The 14,362-nt window shown below is 59.1% G+C and carries 12 protein-coding genes; 1 reads left to right on the top strand and 11 read right to left on the bottom strand.

Annotation, left to right across the window (positions count from 1 at the left end; translation table 11 throughout):
• Positions 1 to 155 precede the first annotated feature (155 nt).
• Positions 156 to 947 carry a BPSS1780 family membrane protein gene (locus GQF00_RS15235; RefSeq protein WP_161320029.1) on the bottom strand — a complete coding sequence of 264 codons (792 nt, stop codon included), beginning with the start codon at positions 945 to 947 and terminating at the stop codon, positions 156 to 158.
• Between the two features lie 25 nt (positions 948 to 972).
• On the bottom strand, positions 973 to 2,328 hold the full coding sequence (gene pmbA / locus GQF00_RS15230; RefSeq protein WP_161320028.1) for a metalloprotease PmbA: 1,356 nt from the start codon (positions 2,326 to 2,328) through the stop codon (positions 973 to 975).
• A gap of 43 nt (positions 2,329 to 2,371) precedes the next feature.
• Between pmbA and yjgA the strand changes: the two genes are divergently transcribed.
• The gene (gene yjgA, locus GQF00_RS15225) at positions 2,372 to 2,911 is read left to right on the top strand and encodes a ribosome biogenesis factor YjgA (RefSeq protein WP_161320032.1); all 540 of its coding nucleotides are present in this window, start codon (positions 2,372 to 2,374) and stop codon (positions 2,909 to 2,911) included.
• Positions 2,912 to 3,147: 236 nt separating this feature from the next.
• On the opposite strand, the gene GQF00_RS15220 is transcribed toward yjgA, so the two are convergent.
• The 9 genes from GQF00_RS15220 to GQF00_RS15180 all read right to left on the bottom strand — a co-directional run bounded on the left by GQF00_RS15220 (position 3,148) and on the right by GQF00_RS15180 (position 14,350).
• Complete coding sequence (locus GQF00_RS15220) at positions 3,148 to 4,641, bottom strand: C13 family peptidase (protein ID WP_161320027.1); 1,494 nt, start codon at positions 4,639 to 4,641, stop codon at positions 3,148 to 3,150.
• A gap of 38 nt (positions 4,642 to 4,679) precedes the next feature.
• Positions 4,680 to 5,141 carry a Crp/Fnr family transcriptional regulator gene (locus GQF00_RS15215; protein WP_161320026.1) on the bottom strand — a complete coding sequence of 154 codons (462 nt, stop codon included), beginning with the start codon at positions 5,139 to 5,141 and terminating at the stop codon, positions 4,680 to 4,682.
• Positions 5,141 to 6,577: a metalloprotease TldD gene (tldD, locus tag GQF00_RS15210; RefSeq protein WP_161320025.1), complete on the bottom strand. Its 1,437-nt coding sequence runs from the start codon at positions 6,575 to 6,577 to the stop codon at positions 5,141 to 5,143. The genes GQF00_RS15215 and tldD overlap by 1 nt, the downstream gene beginning before the upstream one ends.
• A complete protein-coding gene (locus tag GQF00_RS15205) occupies positions 6,574 to 7,413 on the bottom strand; it encodes a carbon-nitrogen hydrolase family protein (RefSeq protein ID WP_161320024.1) in 840 nt (279 codons plus the stop codon). The genes tldD and GQF00_RS15205 overlap by 4 nt, the downstream gene beginning before the upstream one ends.
• Positions 7,410 to 11,249: a YhdP family protein gene (locus tag GQF00_RS15200; RefSeq protein ID WP_161320023.1), complete on the bottom strand. Its 3,840-nt coding sequence runs from the start codon at positions 11,247 to 11,249 to the stop codon at positions 7,410 to 7,412. The genes GQF00_RS15205 and GQF00_RS15200 overlap by 4 nt, the downstream gene beginning before the upstream one ends.
• A 2-nt stretch (positions 11,250 to 11,251) precedes the next feature.
• A complete protein-coding gene (locus GQF00_RS15195; protein WP_161320022.1) occupies positions 11,252 to 11,845 on the bottom strand; it encodes a nucleoside triphosphate pyrophosphatase in 594 nt (197 codons plus the stop codon).
• 138 nt (positions 11,846 to 11,983) lie between these two features.
• A complete protein-coding gene (gene mreD, locus GQF00_RS15190; RefSeq protein WP_161320021.1) occupies positions 11,984 to 12,475 on the bottom strand; it encodes a rod shape-determining protein MreD in 492 nt (163 codons plus the stop codon).
• Positions 12,465 to 13,313 carry a rod shape-determining protein MreC gene (gene mreC, locus GQF00_RS15185; RefSeq protein ID WP_161320020.1) on the bottom strand — a complete coding sequence of 283 codons (849 nt, stop codon included), beginning with the start codon at positions 13,311 to 13,313 and terminating at the stop codon, positions 12,465 to 12,467. The genes mreD and mreC overlap by 11 nt, the downstream gene beginning before the upstream one ends.
• Positions 13,313 to 14,350 (bottom strand): rod shape-determining protein, encoded by a 1,038-nt coding sequence (locus GQF00_RS15180; RefSeq protein WP_153502532.1) that lies wholly within the window; start codon positions 14,348 to 14,350, stop codon positions 13,313 to 13,315. The genes mreC and GQF00_RS15180 overlap by 1 nt, the downstream gene beginning before the upstream one ends.
• Between the last annotated feature and the right edge of the window lie 12 nt (positions 14,351 to 14,362).

Here is a 14,362-nt window from a genome sequence, read left to right as displayed (position 1 = left end):
AGCTCGTAGCTCGTAGCTCGTAGCTCGTAGCTCGTAGCTCGTAGCTCGTAGCTCGTAGCTCGTAGCTCGTAGCTCGTAGCTCGTAGCTCGTTACCCAGAACCCAAAAAGCCGAAGGTTCTCCTTCGGCTTTCCGGGTGGTAACAGCGCGCGGATTCTACTCCGCAAACACCTGCTTGAATGATGCATAGTAGGCACCTGCCAGCAGCGGCATGGCAAACAACAGACCCAGCATCAGCGGAATCGATGCGACCATCACAAGAAGCATAGCCACAATGCCATAAATAATTAGTGGCAGCAGATTCTTCAGACAAGCCTTGAAGCTTTTGCCAAGCGCATCCCCGGGCCCCATGTCGCCCAGAAACACCAGTGGAATGCTGAAATAGAACAGAAAACCCAGTCCCATAAACAATACGAACATCAGGCTTACCGCAATGGCGATGGCCAAACCACTGCCCGAGGCATCCGGCATTCTGCCGGCTTCCATGGCATTGATGCTGTCCGCATCCAGGCCGATGACCATGAACATCACCGCAACGGCAGCGATGATCACCAGCACATAGACTGCCAGCTGGATCAGGGCCAGAATCACCAACGGTCCGGTTTTTTCAGAGAAACCCGCAAACAGATCCCCGAATTCGGCACTCCCTTCGGTATCCAGCCGGAAAAACATCTTCACCAGACCAGCATAAAGCAGCGTCATCAGAAACATACCCGCCAACCAGCCGATAAACGGAATGAATTGCACCGCCATGTTCAGCAACATGACGACAATCAGGCTACCAATCACCAGCCCCCAGTTTCCGGACAGCAATGCCTTGCCCTGCCCGAACCAGCCCATGGCATCGCCAACAGAGATCTTTTTCGACTCGCCAATTACCAACTCGCCGCCGGTTTGCTGCACCGCCACATCGGCGGCAGGTTGTTGGTATGGATTCATTTCAGACATGTTTTCCCCCTCAATAAAGTGTTTGTTAACGCCCGGCGATCTTCATGGGTGAAAGTAGCAGCGACCCGCAGGCAATGTTGCCGCGCCGATCCACATCCGTGCCACTGCCCTGAATGCTCTTGAGCATCTCGCCAAGGTGCCCGGCAATGGTAAATTCCTGAAGTGGCTGCGTGATGACACCATTCTCAAACAGGAAACCGCTGGCTCCCCGGGAATAATCCCCGGTAACCACGTTGACCCCCTGTCCCATGACCTCAGTCACCAGAATGCCCTTGCCCGCCTTGGCCATGAGCGCCTCCAGTGTCTCACCGGTATTGGTAATGTGCAGGTTGCGTACACCACCGCCGTTACCGGTTGCGGCCATCCCCAAACGGCGACCGGCATACAGGCTCAGGGCAAACTGGTTGAGTATGCCATCTTCCACAAAGTGCTGAGCCCGGGTAGGAAGACCATCGCCATCAAACGGCGCAGAAGCATTGCCGGCCAGCAAATGCGGTTGCTCACCTAGCACAAAACCCTTGGGCAGGACCGCCTTGCCAAGACTGTCTTGCAGGAAGGAACTGCGACGATAGATAGAGCCGCCACTGATGGCCGAGACCAGATGCCCCAGCAAACCGGAAGCCACCTCCGGCGCAAAGATAACAGGCAGCTCGCCGGTCTCAGGAATGACCGCCCCGAGACGGGCAAGTGTACGCAAACGAGCCTGTTCGCCGACCTCTTCAGCGGATTGCAGGGTTGAGCCAATGCGACCGCCGTCATACCAGTAATCGCGCTGCATGCCCTCTGCATCTTCCGCCACCACACTGCAAACGCGGCTATGATGAGTGCCGCGGTAACCATGCATGAAGCCTTCGGAGGTGGCGAAGACGCGCAGGCTGGCTCCGCTGTTTACCGAGGCACCCTCGGAATTGACGATGCGTTTATCGTTGCGGGCCACGGTTTCACAGGCCAGCGCTTCCTCAATGGCAAGGGGCGTATCCATTTCCCAGGGGTGGTACAAATCCAGATCCGGAATATCCCTGGCCAGTTCTGCGGCGGACGCCAGCCCGGCATATTTATCCGCCTCGGTGTAGCTGGCAATGGCCGCTGCCGCCTTGAGGCTGTCTCGAAGGCTGTCACGGTTGTCATCAGAACTGCTCGCGTGGCCCTTGCACAAGCCCTTGAACACGGTAAGGGAAACCCCACGATCCCGGTGAAATTCGACCGTTTCCACTTCCCCCTGACGCACATTGACAGAGAAACCCTGGCTCAGGCTGACATTCACCTCCACCCCATCCAGGCCCAGGCGTTTACCCTCTTCCAGCACCCAGCTGGCGGTCTCTTCGGCCTGACGCAGCTGCGCTGCATCGAGTACCGCTGTCGTTACGGGGGAATCAGACATAAAATAGTGCTTCCGTTACCTAAACGATAAATAGTTGGATCAGATGACCGAGTATAACGACGACCAGTACACCAGCAAGTCAGAACAGAAACGGGACGACCTGGCCTTGCAGGAACTGGGGCAATCGCTGATGGAACTGAAGCAGACCGAGCAACAACGCCTGCCTCTCAGCGACGGGCTGAAAAAAGGGCTGGAAGAAGCGCGCCGCATTACCAGTAATGAAGCCCGCCGTCGTCACTCCCTTTACATCGGCCGCCTGGTACGCGAATCCAACAGCGACCAGATCGAACAGGCGCTGGCCACTCTCAAGGATCCGTTTCGCCAACAACGGCTCAGCAACTGGGTTGACCAGATTGCGGCCAGCGAACAAGCCCGGGACGCCGACACCACTCTGCAGCAGATTCTTGAGGCGTATCCCCACGGTGACCGCCAGCAACTGCGCAATCTGACCCGCAACGCCCTGAAAGCCAAACTGTCAGATCCGGAGTCCGCCACAACCGCAGACAAGGACAAGTTCAAACGCGAGCGCCGCAAGCTGATGAACTATCTCAACCAGCTGGACAAGACCGCTCCGCTCTATTGATCGGAGCGTTGGCTCACAACTCGCCAGCCCCCATGGCGTTTCAGGCCCCTTGCTGCTGTGGGACTGGCGGCAGGCCATGCCTGCCCCGGATTACACCGATTGCGTTCGGGCAACGACCCCCTTTCACTTCGCAAAGGTTTGCGCTGCTCATTATTTCGACTCGGAAGAAAGCTCCCCATCGCTTGCAGGCACGCTCTCAAAACGGTTTTAGGTGAGACAGGCCTCAAGCCTTGATCTCACTGCGGGGCTTGCAACGAAGCGCTTTGCCACCAGCGCACAAAACCCTGGCCCACGGATTTCTGGGGCAGGGAATGATCGTCTTCGCCAATTCCCTGCTCCACTTCCATGGCGGTCACCCGGTCGTTGGCCGCCGCAAACCAGGCATCCGGATCATGAATGCCGGCACTCATATCTTCACCATAGAGAGCACGGCTGAACCAGGTGCGTTCGGAATCATCGCTGCAACCAAACGAAGTGCGATCCTGGGCGGCCGATGAAAACACTGCCCGCTGCGGGGCCGCCAGCGCGTTCACCCACTGCCCGGAATAACACGCAGAAATCACCACCCACTGATGCTTCACCCGCAGGGCATTCAGCCAATGCTTGCCGTCTTCCACCGTCAGGTTATTCAAATGCAGATTGCGGGCATCCAGTACCAGTTCACCATTCATGGTGCCATGGCTGACGATATGTACCAGTAGCAGGTCTTCCTCAGGGTCCATCAAGCCATCCAGCGCATTCAGGGCTTCTCGTACACTGGTACGGGTGGCCAGGGGCTGCTCGTTTCCGCCACCATTGACCAGCTTCACCTGACGACGTTTGAGATCCAACACGCCGCCCAGCCGCTCACTCACCCAATCCACCTCACGACTGAAAACGCCGGCAGTGCCGTCACCGCCCACCGCCAGAAAATACACATCGCGAACTCCCGGACGCTGCGGAGCCAGCGACGATAGCACCGACTGCAGTCGACTGGCTTCCGTGTAGAGGCGCGCTTCCATGCCAGATGCCAGCTCACGCTCACGCTCAGTGTAAGCCTGCTTGCTGGGGTAATAACGGCCGGAAACAAAGTAGCCTTTCTCTTCCACAGGCCCATCGTCACCCGGGCGAATCCTGACCCCTTTCCCCTCGGCATAACCGTTTTCGAATTGCGCCTTGATCACCACGCCATCCGCTCGGGTCAGTTCGCCCTTTCCTTCAAAACTGAACCAGTCGAATTCGCCGTGGTAAACCAGTCCCTCCTGATTGCGGTAGGTACCTTTTTCCAGATAGCCATCAATAAAATTACCTTCAAATTCCTCTCCGGATGCGGTGCTCCACACCCCCTTCCCATGGGGCTGAAAATGACGAAATTCTCCCTGGTAAGTGTTGTCATCCAGATAGGCCACACCGCCCTTGAACAATTCGCCCTTCTCGAAACGTCCATGGTAGCGGGCATCATCACAGACATAACTGCCTTCACCGTGCAGTACGCCCTGTACGAATTCCCCTTCCATGACACAGCCATCGCGGTCTTCCAGGCGCCCCTGGCCAGTCATCAGACCTTGCTGGAATTCACCACGGTATTGGCGCCCATCCGGCCAGGTGAGCTCGCCTTCACCGTGGAACAGGTTGTCTTCTATATCGCCGTCATACACGGCGCCATCGGGGAGTTGTATATCGGCGGGGAGCTGCACCGGATCACAGGCAGCGACCCACAACGGCAGTAGCAGAGCAACGATCTTGTTCATGATGCGGTTTCCGTCAAGACAGGCCGGAAAAGGAAAGTTCAACCTGCCGCCAACTTGAATTGCGCCAGCTGGGAAGACGTGCGGCGCAAGTGCATACATAACAACCGGGCAATATTTTCCATTACCTGTGTGGCGGCGCTGGGGCTGCGCTTGCGTAGCTGGTCCAGCCCCTTGTGGGTCAGCACGATTAGCGTGGCATCTTGCGCCACCCTCACGGTGGCAGAGCGCGGTTCGTTGTCCACCAGTGCCATTTCGCCCATGGAATCCCCGGCATGAAGATTGGCGATCACCACCTCTCCCCCATCCACATCGGATTTGACGATATCCAGGCTGCCACTCACCACGAAACAGACGAAGTCACTTCGATCACCTTCCTCGCACAAGGTTTCACCGGCTGCCACGCGGTTGACGAACACCAGCGTTTCCAGCAACAACAGTTCGTCTTCACTGAGCCCGTCAAACAGGCGCACCCGTGCCAGCGTATCCAGCACCAGGGACATCAGGCGGTTCCCCCTACAGTCAGTGCGTCCACACGCAGGGTAGGCTGCCCTACCCCAACCGGTACGGACTGGCCATCCTTTCCGCACACCCCAATGCCGGAATCCAGCGCCAGATCGTTACCCACCATGGAGATGCGGTCCATCACCTCGGCGCCGCTGCCAATCAAGGTTGCCCCTTTCACCGGGCAGACAATCTTGCCCTTCTCCACCAGGTAGGCTTCGCTGGTGGAAAACACAAAACGGCCGGAGGTGATATCCACCTGGCCGCCGGCAAAGTTCACCGCGTAGATACCCCGATCCAGGCTTGCCACGATCTCTTCCGGATCACTCTCGCCCGGCAGCATGTAGGTATTGGTCATCCGCGGCATGGGCAAATGCGCATAGGATTCGCGTCGCCCATTTCCTGTGGGGGCAACCCCCATCAAACGCGCATTGGTCTTGTCCTGCATGTAGCCCACCAGCTCCCCTTTGTCGATCAGGGTATTACAGGCACTGGGGGTGCCTTCATCGTCTACGTTCAGGGAGCCGCGACGGTCCGCCAGAGTACCGTCATCCACCACCGTACACAGGCTGGAGGCCACTTTCTGCCCCAGTTTCTTGGCAAACATGGACGTGCCCTTTCGATTGAAGTCACCTTCAAGGCCATGCCCCACGGCTTCGTGAAGCAGCACACCGGGCCAGCCAGGACCCAGTACCACCGGCATGGTCCCCGCGGGTGCCGCTTCGGCGTCCAGATTGAGCAAGGCCCCACGCACCGCTTCGCGGGCCCAATGTTCTACCCGGTCGTCCTGCAGCAGCCAGTCATAGCTGACCCGGCCACCACCGCCGGCACTGCCACGCTCCCGGCGACCGTTGCGCTCGGCAATCACGCTCACATTACAGCGGATCAGCGGGCGCACATCCGCCGCCAGAGTGCCATCACTGGCCACCACCATGACCACATCCTGTACCGCACTGAGGCTGGCCGTCACTTCCACAATGGCCGGATCCAGCGAGCGGGCCAGGGCATCCAGCCGTTGCAACAATGCCACTTTCTGTTCTGCCGGCCAGCCATGCAGCGGATCCAGTGCCTGATAACGCACTGGCGCCTGGCGGCTGGCCAGACGAATCTGCCGATCCTGCCCCTGCCGGGTGATAGCCCGGGCGGCCCCACTGGCCTGCTGCAGCGCGGTCAGGGTAATGTCATCACTGTAGGCAAACCCGGTCTTGTCACCCTGGACAATACGCACCCCGGCACCGCGTTCGGTACTGAAGCTGGCATCGCGCACAATACCGTCTTCCAGCACCCAGCCCTCATGGCGACTGTGCTGAAAATAGATATCGGCATAATCCGCCTGCCCGGTCAGCTTGCCGTTGAGCAGGGCTTCCAGCTGGCCGGTCTGCAGGTTGGCAGGCGCCAGCAGGATGGATTCGGCAATGGACAAGGTATCGCTCATCGGGGACCTTTAATCTGAAGTCGTTGGTGCATCTGCACCGGAATGCGTTGGCGAAGATCCTTCATGGTAGCAAGGTCCAGCTCGGCAACAAGTACATCGGCGGCATCGCCCAGCGAGGCCACCACCTCGCCCCAGGGATTAGCCAGCAGGGAATGCCCAAAGCTGGCCCTGCGTGGCATGTGCTGCCCACACTGATTGGCACCCAGAGTGTAACAACCACTTTGCACCGCCGTGGCTCTTAACAACAGCTCCCAGTGCGCGGCCCCAGTGACAGCGGTAAAGGCAGAGGGATAAACCAGCAGATCTGCTCCTTCCCGGGCGAGCTGCTGGGCAAGGACCGGAAAACGCAAATCGTAGCATATTGCCAACCCCACCTTCAGCCCGGCCAGATCCACCACCTTGGCCTGATCGCCGGGCTCGAAGACATCCGATTCGCAATATCGCCCCTGAGCATCGTTGACCTGGGCATCAAACAGGTGAAGCTTGTCGTAGCTCCCCTGTACCCGGCCTTTTTCATCAATGGCCAGGCTTCGGGTTCGCACCCTTGGCGCGGGCACCGGAGTCCCATCCGGTCGCTCAATGGCAGGAATACTGCCGCCAATGACGGCCATGCCCAGGGTTTTCGCCTGCTCGCAAAGCCACGCTTTCAACCGGTCATAATGAGCAGAAAGGTCGCGATAATCGCCACCGTACTGGGCAAAATTCTCTGGCAGCACCGCCAGGGCGGCACCCTGTCTCGCCGCTTGCTGCAGGCCCCGGCTGGCCTTGTCCAGATTGGCCTTGAGATCCCCGCCGCTGGTCATCTGGATGGCCGCGATCTTCACTGATTGCGTCATTCGAATATTCCTTCGGTCTCGGTCACTTTCGGGTTGGCCCAGGTACCGGTCACGGCATACTCCAGGGTCGCTGTGCGATCCAGCTTGTCTCCCCAGATCCGCTCCACCACAAAGATGCCGGCGCAGGCAGCTGGCCCCGCCAGACAGCCGGCATAGAGATTACTGGACAACGGCAGCGTCACTTCCATCTGGTGATCCAGGGTTTCCTTTTCCAGATTGATCTGCCCCTGCACATCTATCAACGCCGAGGGAGAGCGAATGGCCAGGTTGCTGGTGGAAACCAGCGGCCCTTCCACCCGGAAGTCGCCAGTGATGCTGTCGCAACTCAGGCCCTTCTTGTACAGATCAGAAAAATTCAAACGCAGACGTCGCTGGATAGTGCCCAGATTAAGCACACCCAGCACCCGCAAGAAAGAGGTTCGGGTATCGGTTTCCGGAATTCGGCACTCACCGATATCCACCCGCGCCTGGCCATCCAGCGCCAGATAATCCGGATTCAGGGGCCAATCCTGCCAGCCCAGTACCACCTTGGCCTGGGCATCCTCCGATTCGATCAGTTCAGGCATGCCCCAGGCCTTGAGGGCCCGCTCAAGCTTGTCAGCCTTGATCAGCCCGCTAAAGCGGCTGTACTGGCTGCCACTGCCGCCTTCCTGCTCGGTCCAGTCCAGACTGCCTTCTATCTCGGAAAAGCGCCAGCGACCTTCCAGGTCAGAGATCCGCACTCCCTGAGCCAGCGGCCGGACACGACCTTTCCACTCGCCATAATCCTCACCATTAACGATGAGATTGCCGAGACGCGCATCCATGGGAGGCAACTGCAAGGGAGATACTGGCGGCGCAGACGCATCGCCCTCTCCCTCCGCCGGCATGGCAATATTCAGCCGGCTTACCGACAGCGCCAGCGGTTTGTCACCGCGGGCGGTAAAACCTTCCGGAATCCTCACGGAACCCGCAATGGCACGGCTACTGAGTGCCAGGTCCCATCCTTCAGCCACAGGCAACACTGACAGGCTGGCGTGATCCACATCCACGCCAAACAGGTCCAGCGCATCAACGCGCAGGCTGACCTTGCTGATCGATGCCTGTGAGGCGCCGCCAGAAGCTCCACTGTCACTGCTGTCAAACGCAGGCACCATCTGTTCAGAAATAAAATCGATCCAGGCGGCAGAATCGGCCTCCGCCAGTTCGCCGCGCAGGCTGATGCCGGACTCCGGCAGCACCAGGCGGCCAGGCCCGACCACCACATCGCCGCGCACCGGGGTCTGGCCGAGGGCAATACGGCCGCGCCAAAGGTTGTCATAGTCCAGATACAGGTTTTGCCGAGTGCCTTCGCCGCGGATTTCCACATCAAGACTGCTTTCCTGCCTGGCAGTCTTGCCAAGGGGTGCCGGCGCATCCACCGCCACCCCCCGGAGTGAAGAATGCGCCCGCAAGGCAAATGGGCTGTCCTTCCACGGCACATCCAGCGTCATTTCCACCGGCATCTCGCCACTGACCGGCGTCAACCAGGCAAAGCCCAGCCAGCTGCGCAGTTGCTCCACCGGCACTGCCCCCTGCAAAGACAACCGGCTGCTTGGGCCTTCCGTTTTCCAGTGACCACTGACCTTGCCGCCAAGTACAGATGCCTGCAACTCGGGAATCTGCACCCCATCACGCAGATGGAAATACACCGGCGCTTTCGCATCACTGACCAGCAGCCGCCGGCCCGGATTTTCCAGCACCCCCTGCTCCACCTGAGCATCCACAATCACCGTCAGGCTCTCACCCTGCTCGCGCTTGAAAGGGAAATCCATAAGAAGCCGGCCGGAAACGCTGCCAGACTGCAGGCGCCAGTCCAGCAATTCCTGGGGCAACTGCTTCTGCAAGGGGGTGTCGTGAATCAGGGAATCAAGATCTGCCAGCGGCCCCTTGATCTGACCTGACACAATCAGCCGGGGTCCCTGTTCCGTGGTGAACGCCGGGACATCCACAAACACCTGACTGACTTCGCTGCCATAGAGGGTTCCCCGCGAAGCCACACCTCGGACTTCACGGCCGTTAATGAACACATCCGCATCCACGTTACGGGCCATGGGCCAGTCGGGAAGAATGGACAGGGCCACATCCTCTCCCTGATAACGCATCTGGAAGGTGCGATCCTGCTGCCGGTCAGGATCAATCTTCACCGGCCCCTGATAAAGCAGCTGACCACGTTTGAGGCGCCCATCCTGCAGGGCCTGGCCAAGCCAGTTGCCCAGGCCCTCCGGCAACCGTCGCAAAGGAATATAGCGGTTGGCCCGGGCCCCATTACCGTCATAGATTTCCGCCGCCAACCGCAGTTCCGGCACCTGTCCCCTGGTGGCCTCAACCGACAACATGGCCTCGCCATGGGCATCATCGTTGACCACCCGCAACCGGCTGGAACGCACCCTCACGGTGTCACCCTGACGCTGCCAGTCAAACACCCCCGCCATCTGACCCGCCAGTGGCTGCTCAAACAGCCGCGGCAAATCCAGCGCAAGGCTATCGCTGTACACGTGCACCAGACCCTGTTGCAGATTGCCGGACACCCAGCCACTCAGACGGGATACACCGGGAATCTTGTCTTTGGCCTGATTGCCCAGCGCGGTGAACCGGGCCTGAAACTTATCCAGCTCCCGCGCCATGCCCTCAGCATACAACCCATCCACCACCCCCTGTGGCGACAAGGCCTTGAGCAATTCACGTGCCTTGTCTGCCTTTTCCGGCAAAGAGAAAGGCCACTGCTGGAACTGCTGACTCAGGGCTCGCACCGGCAAATCCCCAGTGCGCAATTGCCAGGCGCGCTTTTCTCCAAGGGTTTCCCACTGCAGGGCCATGTCTCCCAGCCGCAGCTGGCCAGCCGGCGTCTGTCCGGACAGGTCCAGCAATGACACGACCGCACGCTCAGCCTGTCGATCCAGCGCCAACCGGGCCGACACCTGGGACATGGGCCAGCTGGCGGTTTCGTCCTTGAGGGTCACCGCCGGCACCGACAGGGCAATCTGCCCCTGCCGCGGTTCCCCGGCCTGCATACTCCCCCAGAATTCCAGCTTGCCCTGCAAGCCACTGACTGACAGCGGCAAGTCCAGGGATGTGGGCAGCCACTCTTCCAGCCGCTGGCCGCGCACCCGCAAATAGAGATCCGCGTTTACCTCGTCCAGGGAGAAAGCATCGTTGTGAAGATGCGCCTTGGCTTCCACCCGCAGCGGTCGGTCACGGGCTTCCACATTCAGGGACAAAAGATGGTTGCCGCCGTCATTGATCAGGGTGGCATCCAGCTTTGAAGCAGCCAGCGGCGGCATACCCGGCCACTCGAGTGAAAGCTGCGCGTTGTGGATCGTCAGAAGTTGCTGTCGATAGAACATACGCAGAAAACGCTCGATGGGCGGCTCGTCGCTGGAGGAATTGTCCACGACATCAAGACCTCGCAGTCGTACCTTGCCATCCTCACCGCGCACCAGATGCAGCGCCACACCCTCAATACGCAATTCTTTAAGAACCAGATCCCGCACCACCAGGGAGCGCAGCACATCCACGCTAAGGACCACTTCCTGCAAAACCAGTGGGGACTCTCCCTCCGGTGCCGGCAAACGGATGCGACGGGCCACGAACTGCGGCACCAGGCCCTCCATCTTCCCTTCCAACTCATCGATCACCAACGGTGTCTGCACCCGCTCTTCAAAGAACAGTTCCAGCCTTTCCCGATAATCCGGCACCAGCAGCATGGCCTGACGCGCCAGCACCACGTAGGCGGCAATCAACAACAGGCACAGCGCCATCAGCCCCCAAAGGGACAAATAAAGCCGCCGCCATGATTTGAAAGATTTACTTGCCATAGTCAGTCGATACGCCAGTATTCAATTCCCACCTGCTCCAGCAGTGCCACTGTCTGCTCCAATGGCAGGCCTACTACTCCACTGTAACTGCCGGATATCTGTGCCACCAGCGCGCCTCCCAGCCCCTGAATACCGTAACCACCGGCCTTGTCATCCCCTTCACCAGTGTCCACATAGCGGGCCAGCTGCTGTTCATCCAGCTCGCGAAAGCGAACGCGGGTAATGCTGCAGGCGACCTCAACGGCATTGCCGCAAGTTAACGCCAACGCGGACATGACTTCATGTTCGACACCACTCAGAGCCGCCAACATTTCCATGGCATGATCCCTATCCCTGGGTTTACCCAGAATGGCATTATCCAGCACCACGGCCGTGTCTGCGCCAAGCACCGCACCATCAGGCAAACCTTCCATCTGCCGACGCTGCTCCCCTACTCGGGATTTTTCCTTCGCCATCCGTTCCACATAAGCCTGAGGCAATTCATTATTCCGCGGTGTTTCATCAATGTCCGGCGCTTTCAGCACCGTAAACGGCACCGCAATTTGCTGCAGCAACTCGGCACGGCGAGGCGAACCAGAAGCAAGGTAGAGAGTCATAAGGTCAATTAACAGTTAACAATCAAGAATGAAGAATTAATAACTACGCGAATCGGGCGCGGAAGGGCCTCAAAGACAAACTCCGCGCCATGAATAAATCATTTATTCATTATTCACTATTAATTATTAATTGCTTGGTCAGCGTACAATAAACCGTAACTGAACCCAGCGCAGCAGCGCACAGACCGGACGCCAGACAATGGCGCTGGCCAGGGAGGAATACAGAATGGTGTAGGGGGGATAGAGCGTGCGCCCGACCGCTTCCTGCACCAGATAAGCAAGCAGGCTCACCGAGCCTACCAGCAGGAAAATTACCGCGCACTGCTGCAACACGGTAAACACACGCATGCGCTTGTAGGCCAGCAACATGATGAAAGCACCCAGCGAGAAGCCAAGTCCCCACTGCCCCAAGGTGGTGCCAGTCAGCACATCCATGTACAACCCGACAAAGAACCCCCACAGCACGCCGACTCGACGCGGCAGAGACAGGACCCAGTAGACCAGCACCAGGAGCATCCATTCTGGTCGGACCCAGTTGAACGCTTCCGGCAGAGGGATCACTTCCAGCAACGCTGCCAGCAACAAGGTCACAACCAGAATGCCGGTACCGGCGGGGCGATCATCCCTCATCGGTCACCTCCTGAGGCTTTCGCTCCGGCAGTTCGGAAGGCTGAACCAGTAATACATGGCTGGCCCGGTCAATTCTGGCGGTGGGTCGGGCGCTGATTTCGGCAAAAGCCGCGCCGGAATGATGACGCACGCGGGTGATGGTGGCCACCGGATAACCACGCGGATAACGTTGCCCAAGGCCGGTGCTCACCAGCAGATCTCCTTCCTGAATGTCCGCCGTGTCCGGCACATAAAGCAGACGCAAGCCGCCCACCTGACCGGTTCCCGCCAACACCGCACGGACACCATTGCGATTAACCTGCACACTCATGGCGTGGCTGGCGTCAGTCAGCAATAGCACCCGGGAACTCAACGGGCCGGCTTCCACGACCTGCCCAATCAGCCCCTGGGCATCCAGCACAGCCTGGCCGGTGACCACCTGGGATCCGCTCCCCTTGTTGATCACCAATTCCTGACGGTTCGGATCTGCGTCCAGACCGATGATCTCGGCCACCAGTACATTGGCATCCAGATCCGCTGAAGAGTTCAGCAATTCACGCAAGCGTACGTTCTCCGCCTCAAGCACAGCAAGACGCTGGACCTTCTGTTCCAGAATCAGGGATTTTCGCTGCAAACGGCGGTTTTCTTCCAACAGGGAGGAGCGGCTTTGCGCCTGCTCGGTGAGCCATTGCCCCGAGTCCACTGGCAGGTGGGCAATGTAGTGAACCGGCGCAGTCAGAGCACCGAGCACATAACGTACCGGCGCCGCCCACTGCGTGCGCTGGTCCAGCACCATTACAATGATGGACAGAACCAGCGCGATCGTCAGACGATAGAGAGGATTGGCCGGAGCCGACATCAGCCCATGGCCAGCATGTCAAAGCCCTGACTGTCCATCAGCTCCAGTGCCTTGCCGCCACCGCGGGCCACACAGGTAAGCGGATCGTCGGCAATGATCACCGGCAAGCCGGTTTCTTCAGAAAGCAGGCGATCGATATCACGCAACAGGGCACCGCCACCGGTGATCACCAGACCTCGTTCGGCAATATCAGAGGCCAGTTCCGGCGGAGACGCCTCCAGCGCGTTCTTCACGGCATTAACGATGGCCGCAAGAGGCTCCTTCAAGGCTTCCAGAATTTCTTCGGAGTTGAGGGTGAAGCTGCGCGGCACCCCTTCTGCCAGGTTTCGGCCACGGACGTCAATTTCCCGGATCTCGGCACCCGGGTAAGCGGTACCGATCTCGTGCTTGATACGCTCAGCGGTGGACTCACCGATCAGTGATCCGTATTCCTTACGCACAAAAGCCACAATCGCCTCGTCGAAGCGATCCCCACCGATACGCACGGACTCGGAATACACCACGCCGTTGAGGGAAATCAGGGCAATTTCAGTGGTACCACCACCAATATCTACCACCATGGAACCACGTGCCTCTTCCACCGGCAGACCCGCACCAATGGCCGCGGCCATGGGCTCTTCGATCAGATAGACGTCTCGGGCGCCTGCGCCGTAGGCAGAATCCTGAATGGCTCGACGCTCCACCTGGGTAGATTTGCAGGGCACACAAACCAGAACACGGGGGGCCGGCGGGAAAAAGCCGGTGTCGTGCACCTTCTTGATGAAGTACTGGAGCATCTTCTCGGTCACGTCGAAATCGGCGATCACGCCGTCTTTCATTGGCCGGATGGCAGTAATATTGCCGGGAGTACGGCCCAGCATGCGCTTGGCGTCAGCACCAACGGCAGCCACACTCTTCTGGGCACCGTGATGACGGATAGCTACCACTGAGGGCTCATCCAGCACGATGCCGCGGCCGCGTACGTAAATAAGAGTATTAGCGGTCCCCAAATCGATGGAGAGATCGGTGGAGAACATCCCCCGAATACGCTTGATCATGGACATCCTGGC

It is taken from the genome of Alcanivorax sp. DP30, from assembly GCF_009882945.1.
Lineage (GTDB): Bacteria > Pseudomonadota > Gammaproteobacteria > Pseudomonadales > Alcanivoracaceae > Alcanivorax.
The sequence above is the reverse complement of the archived record's forward strand: the minus strand, read 5'-3'. Positions and strand labels throughout refer to the sequence as shown.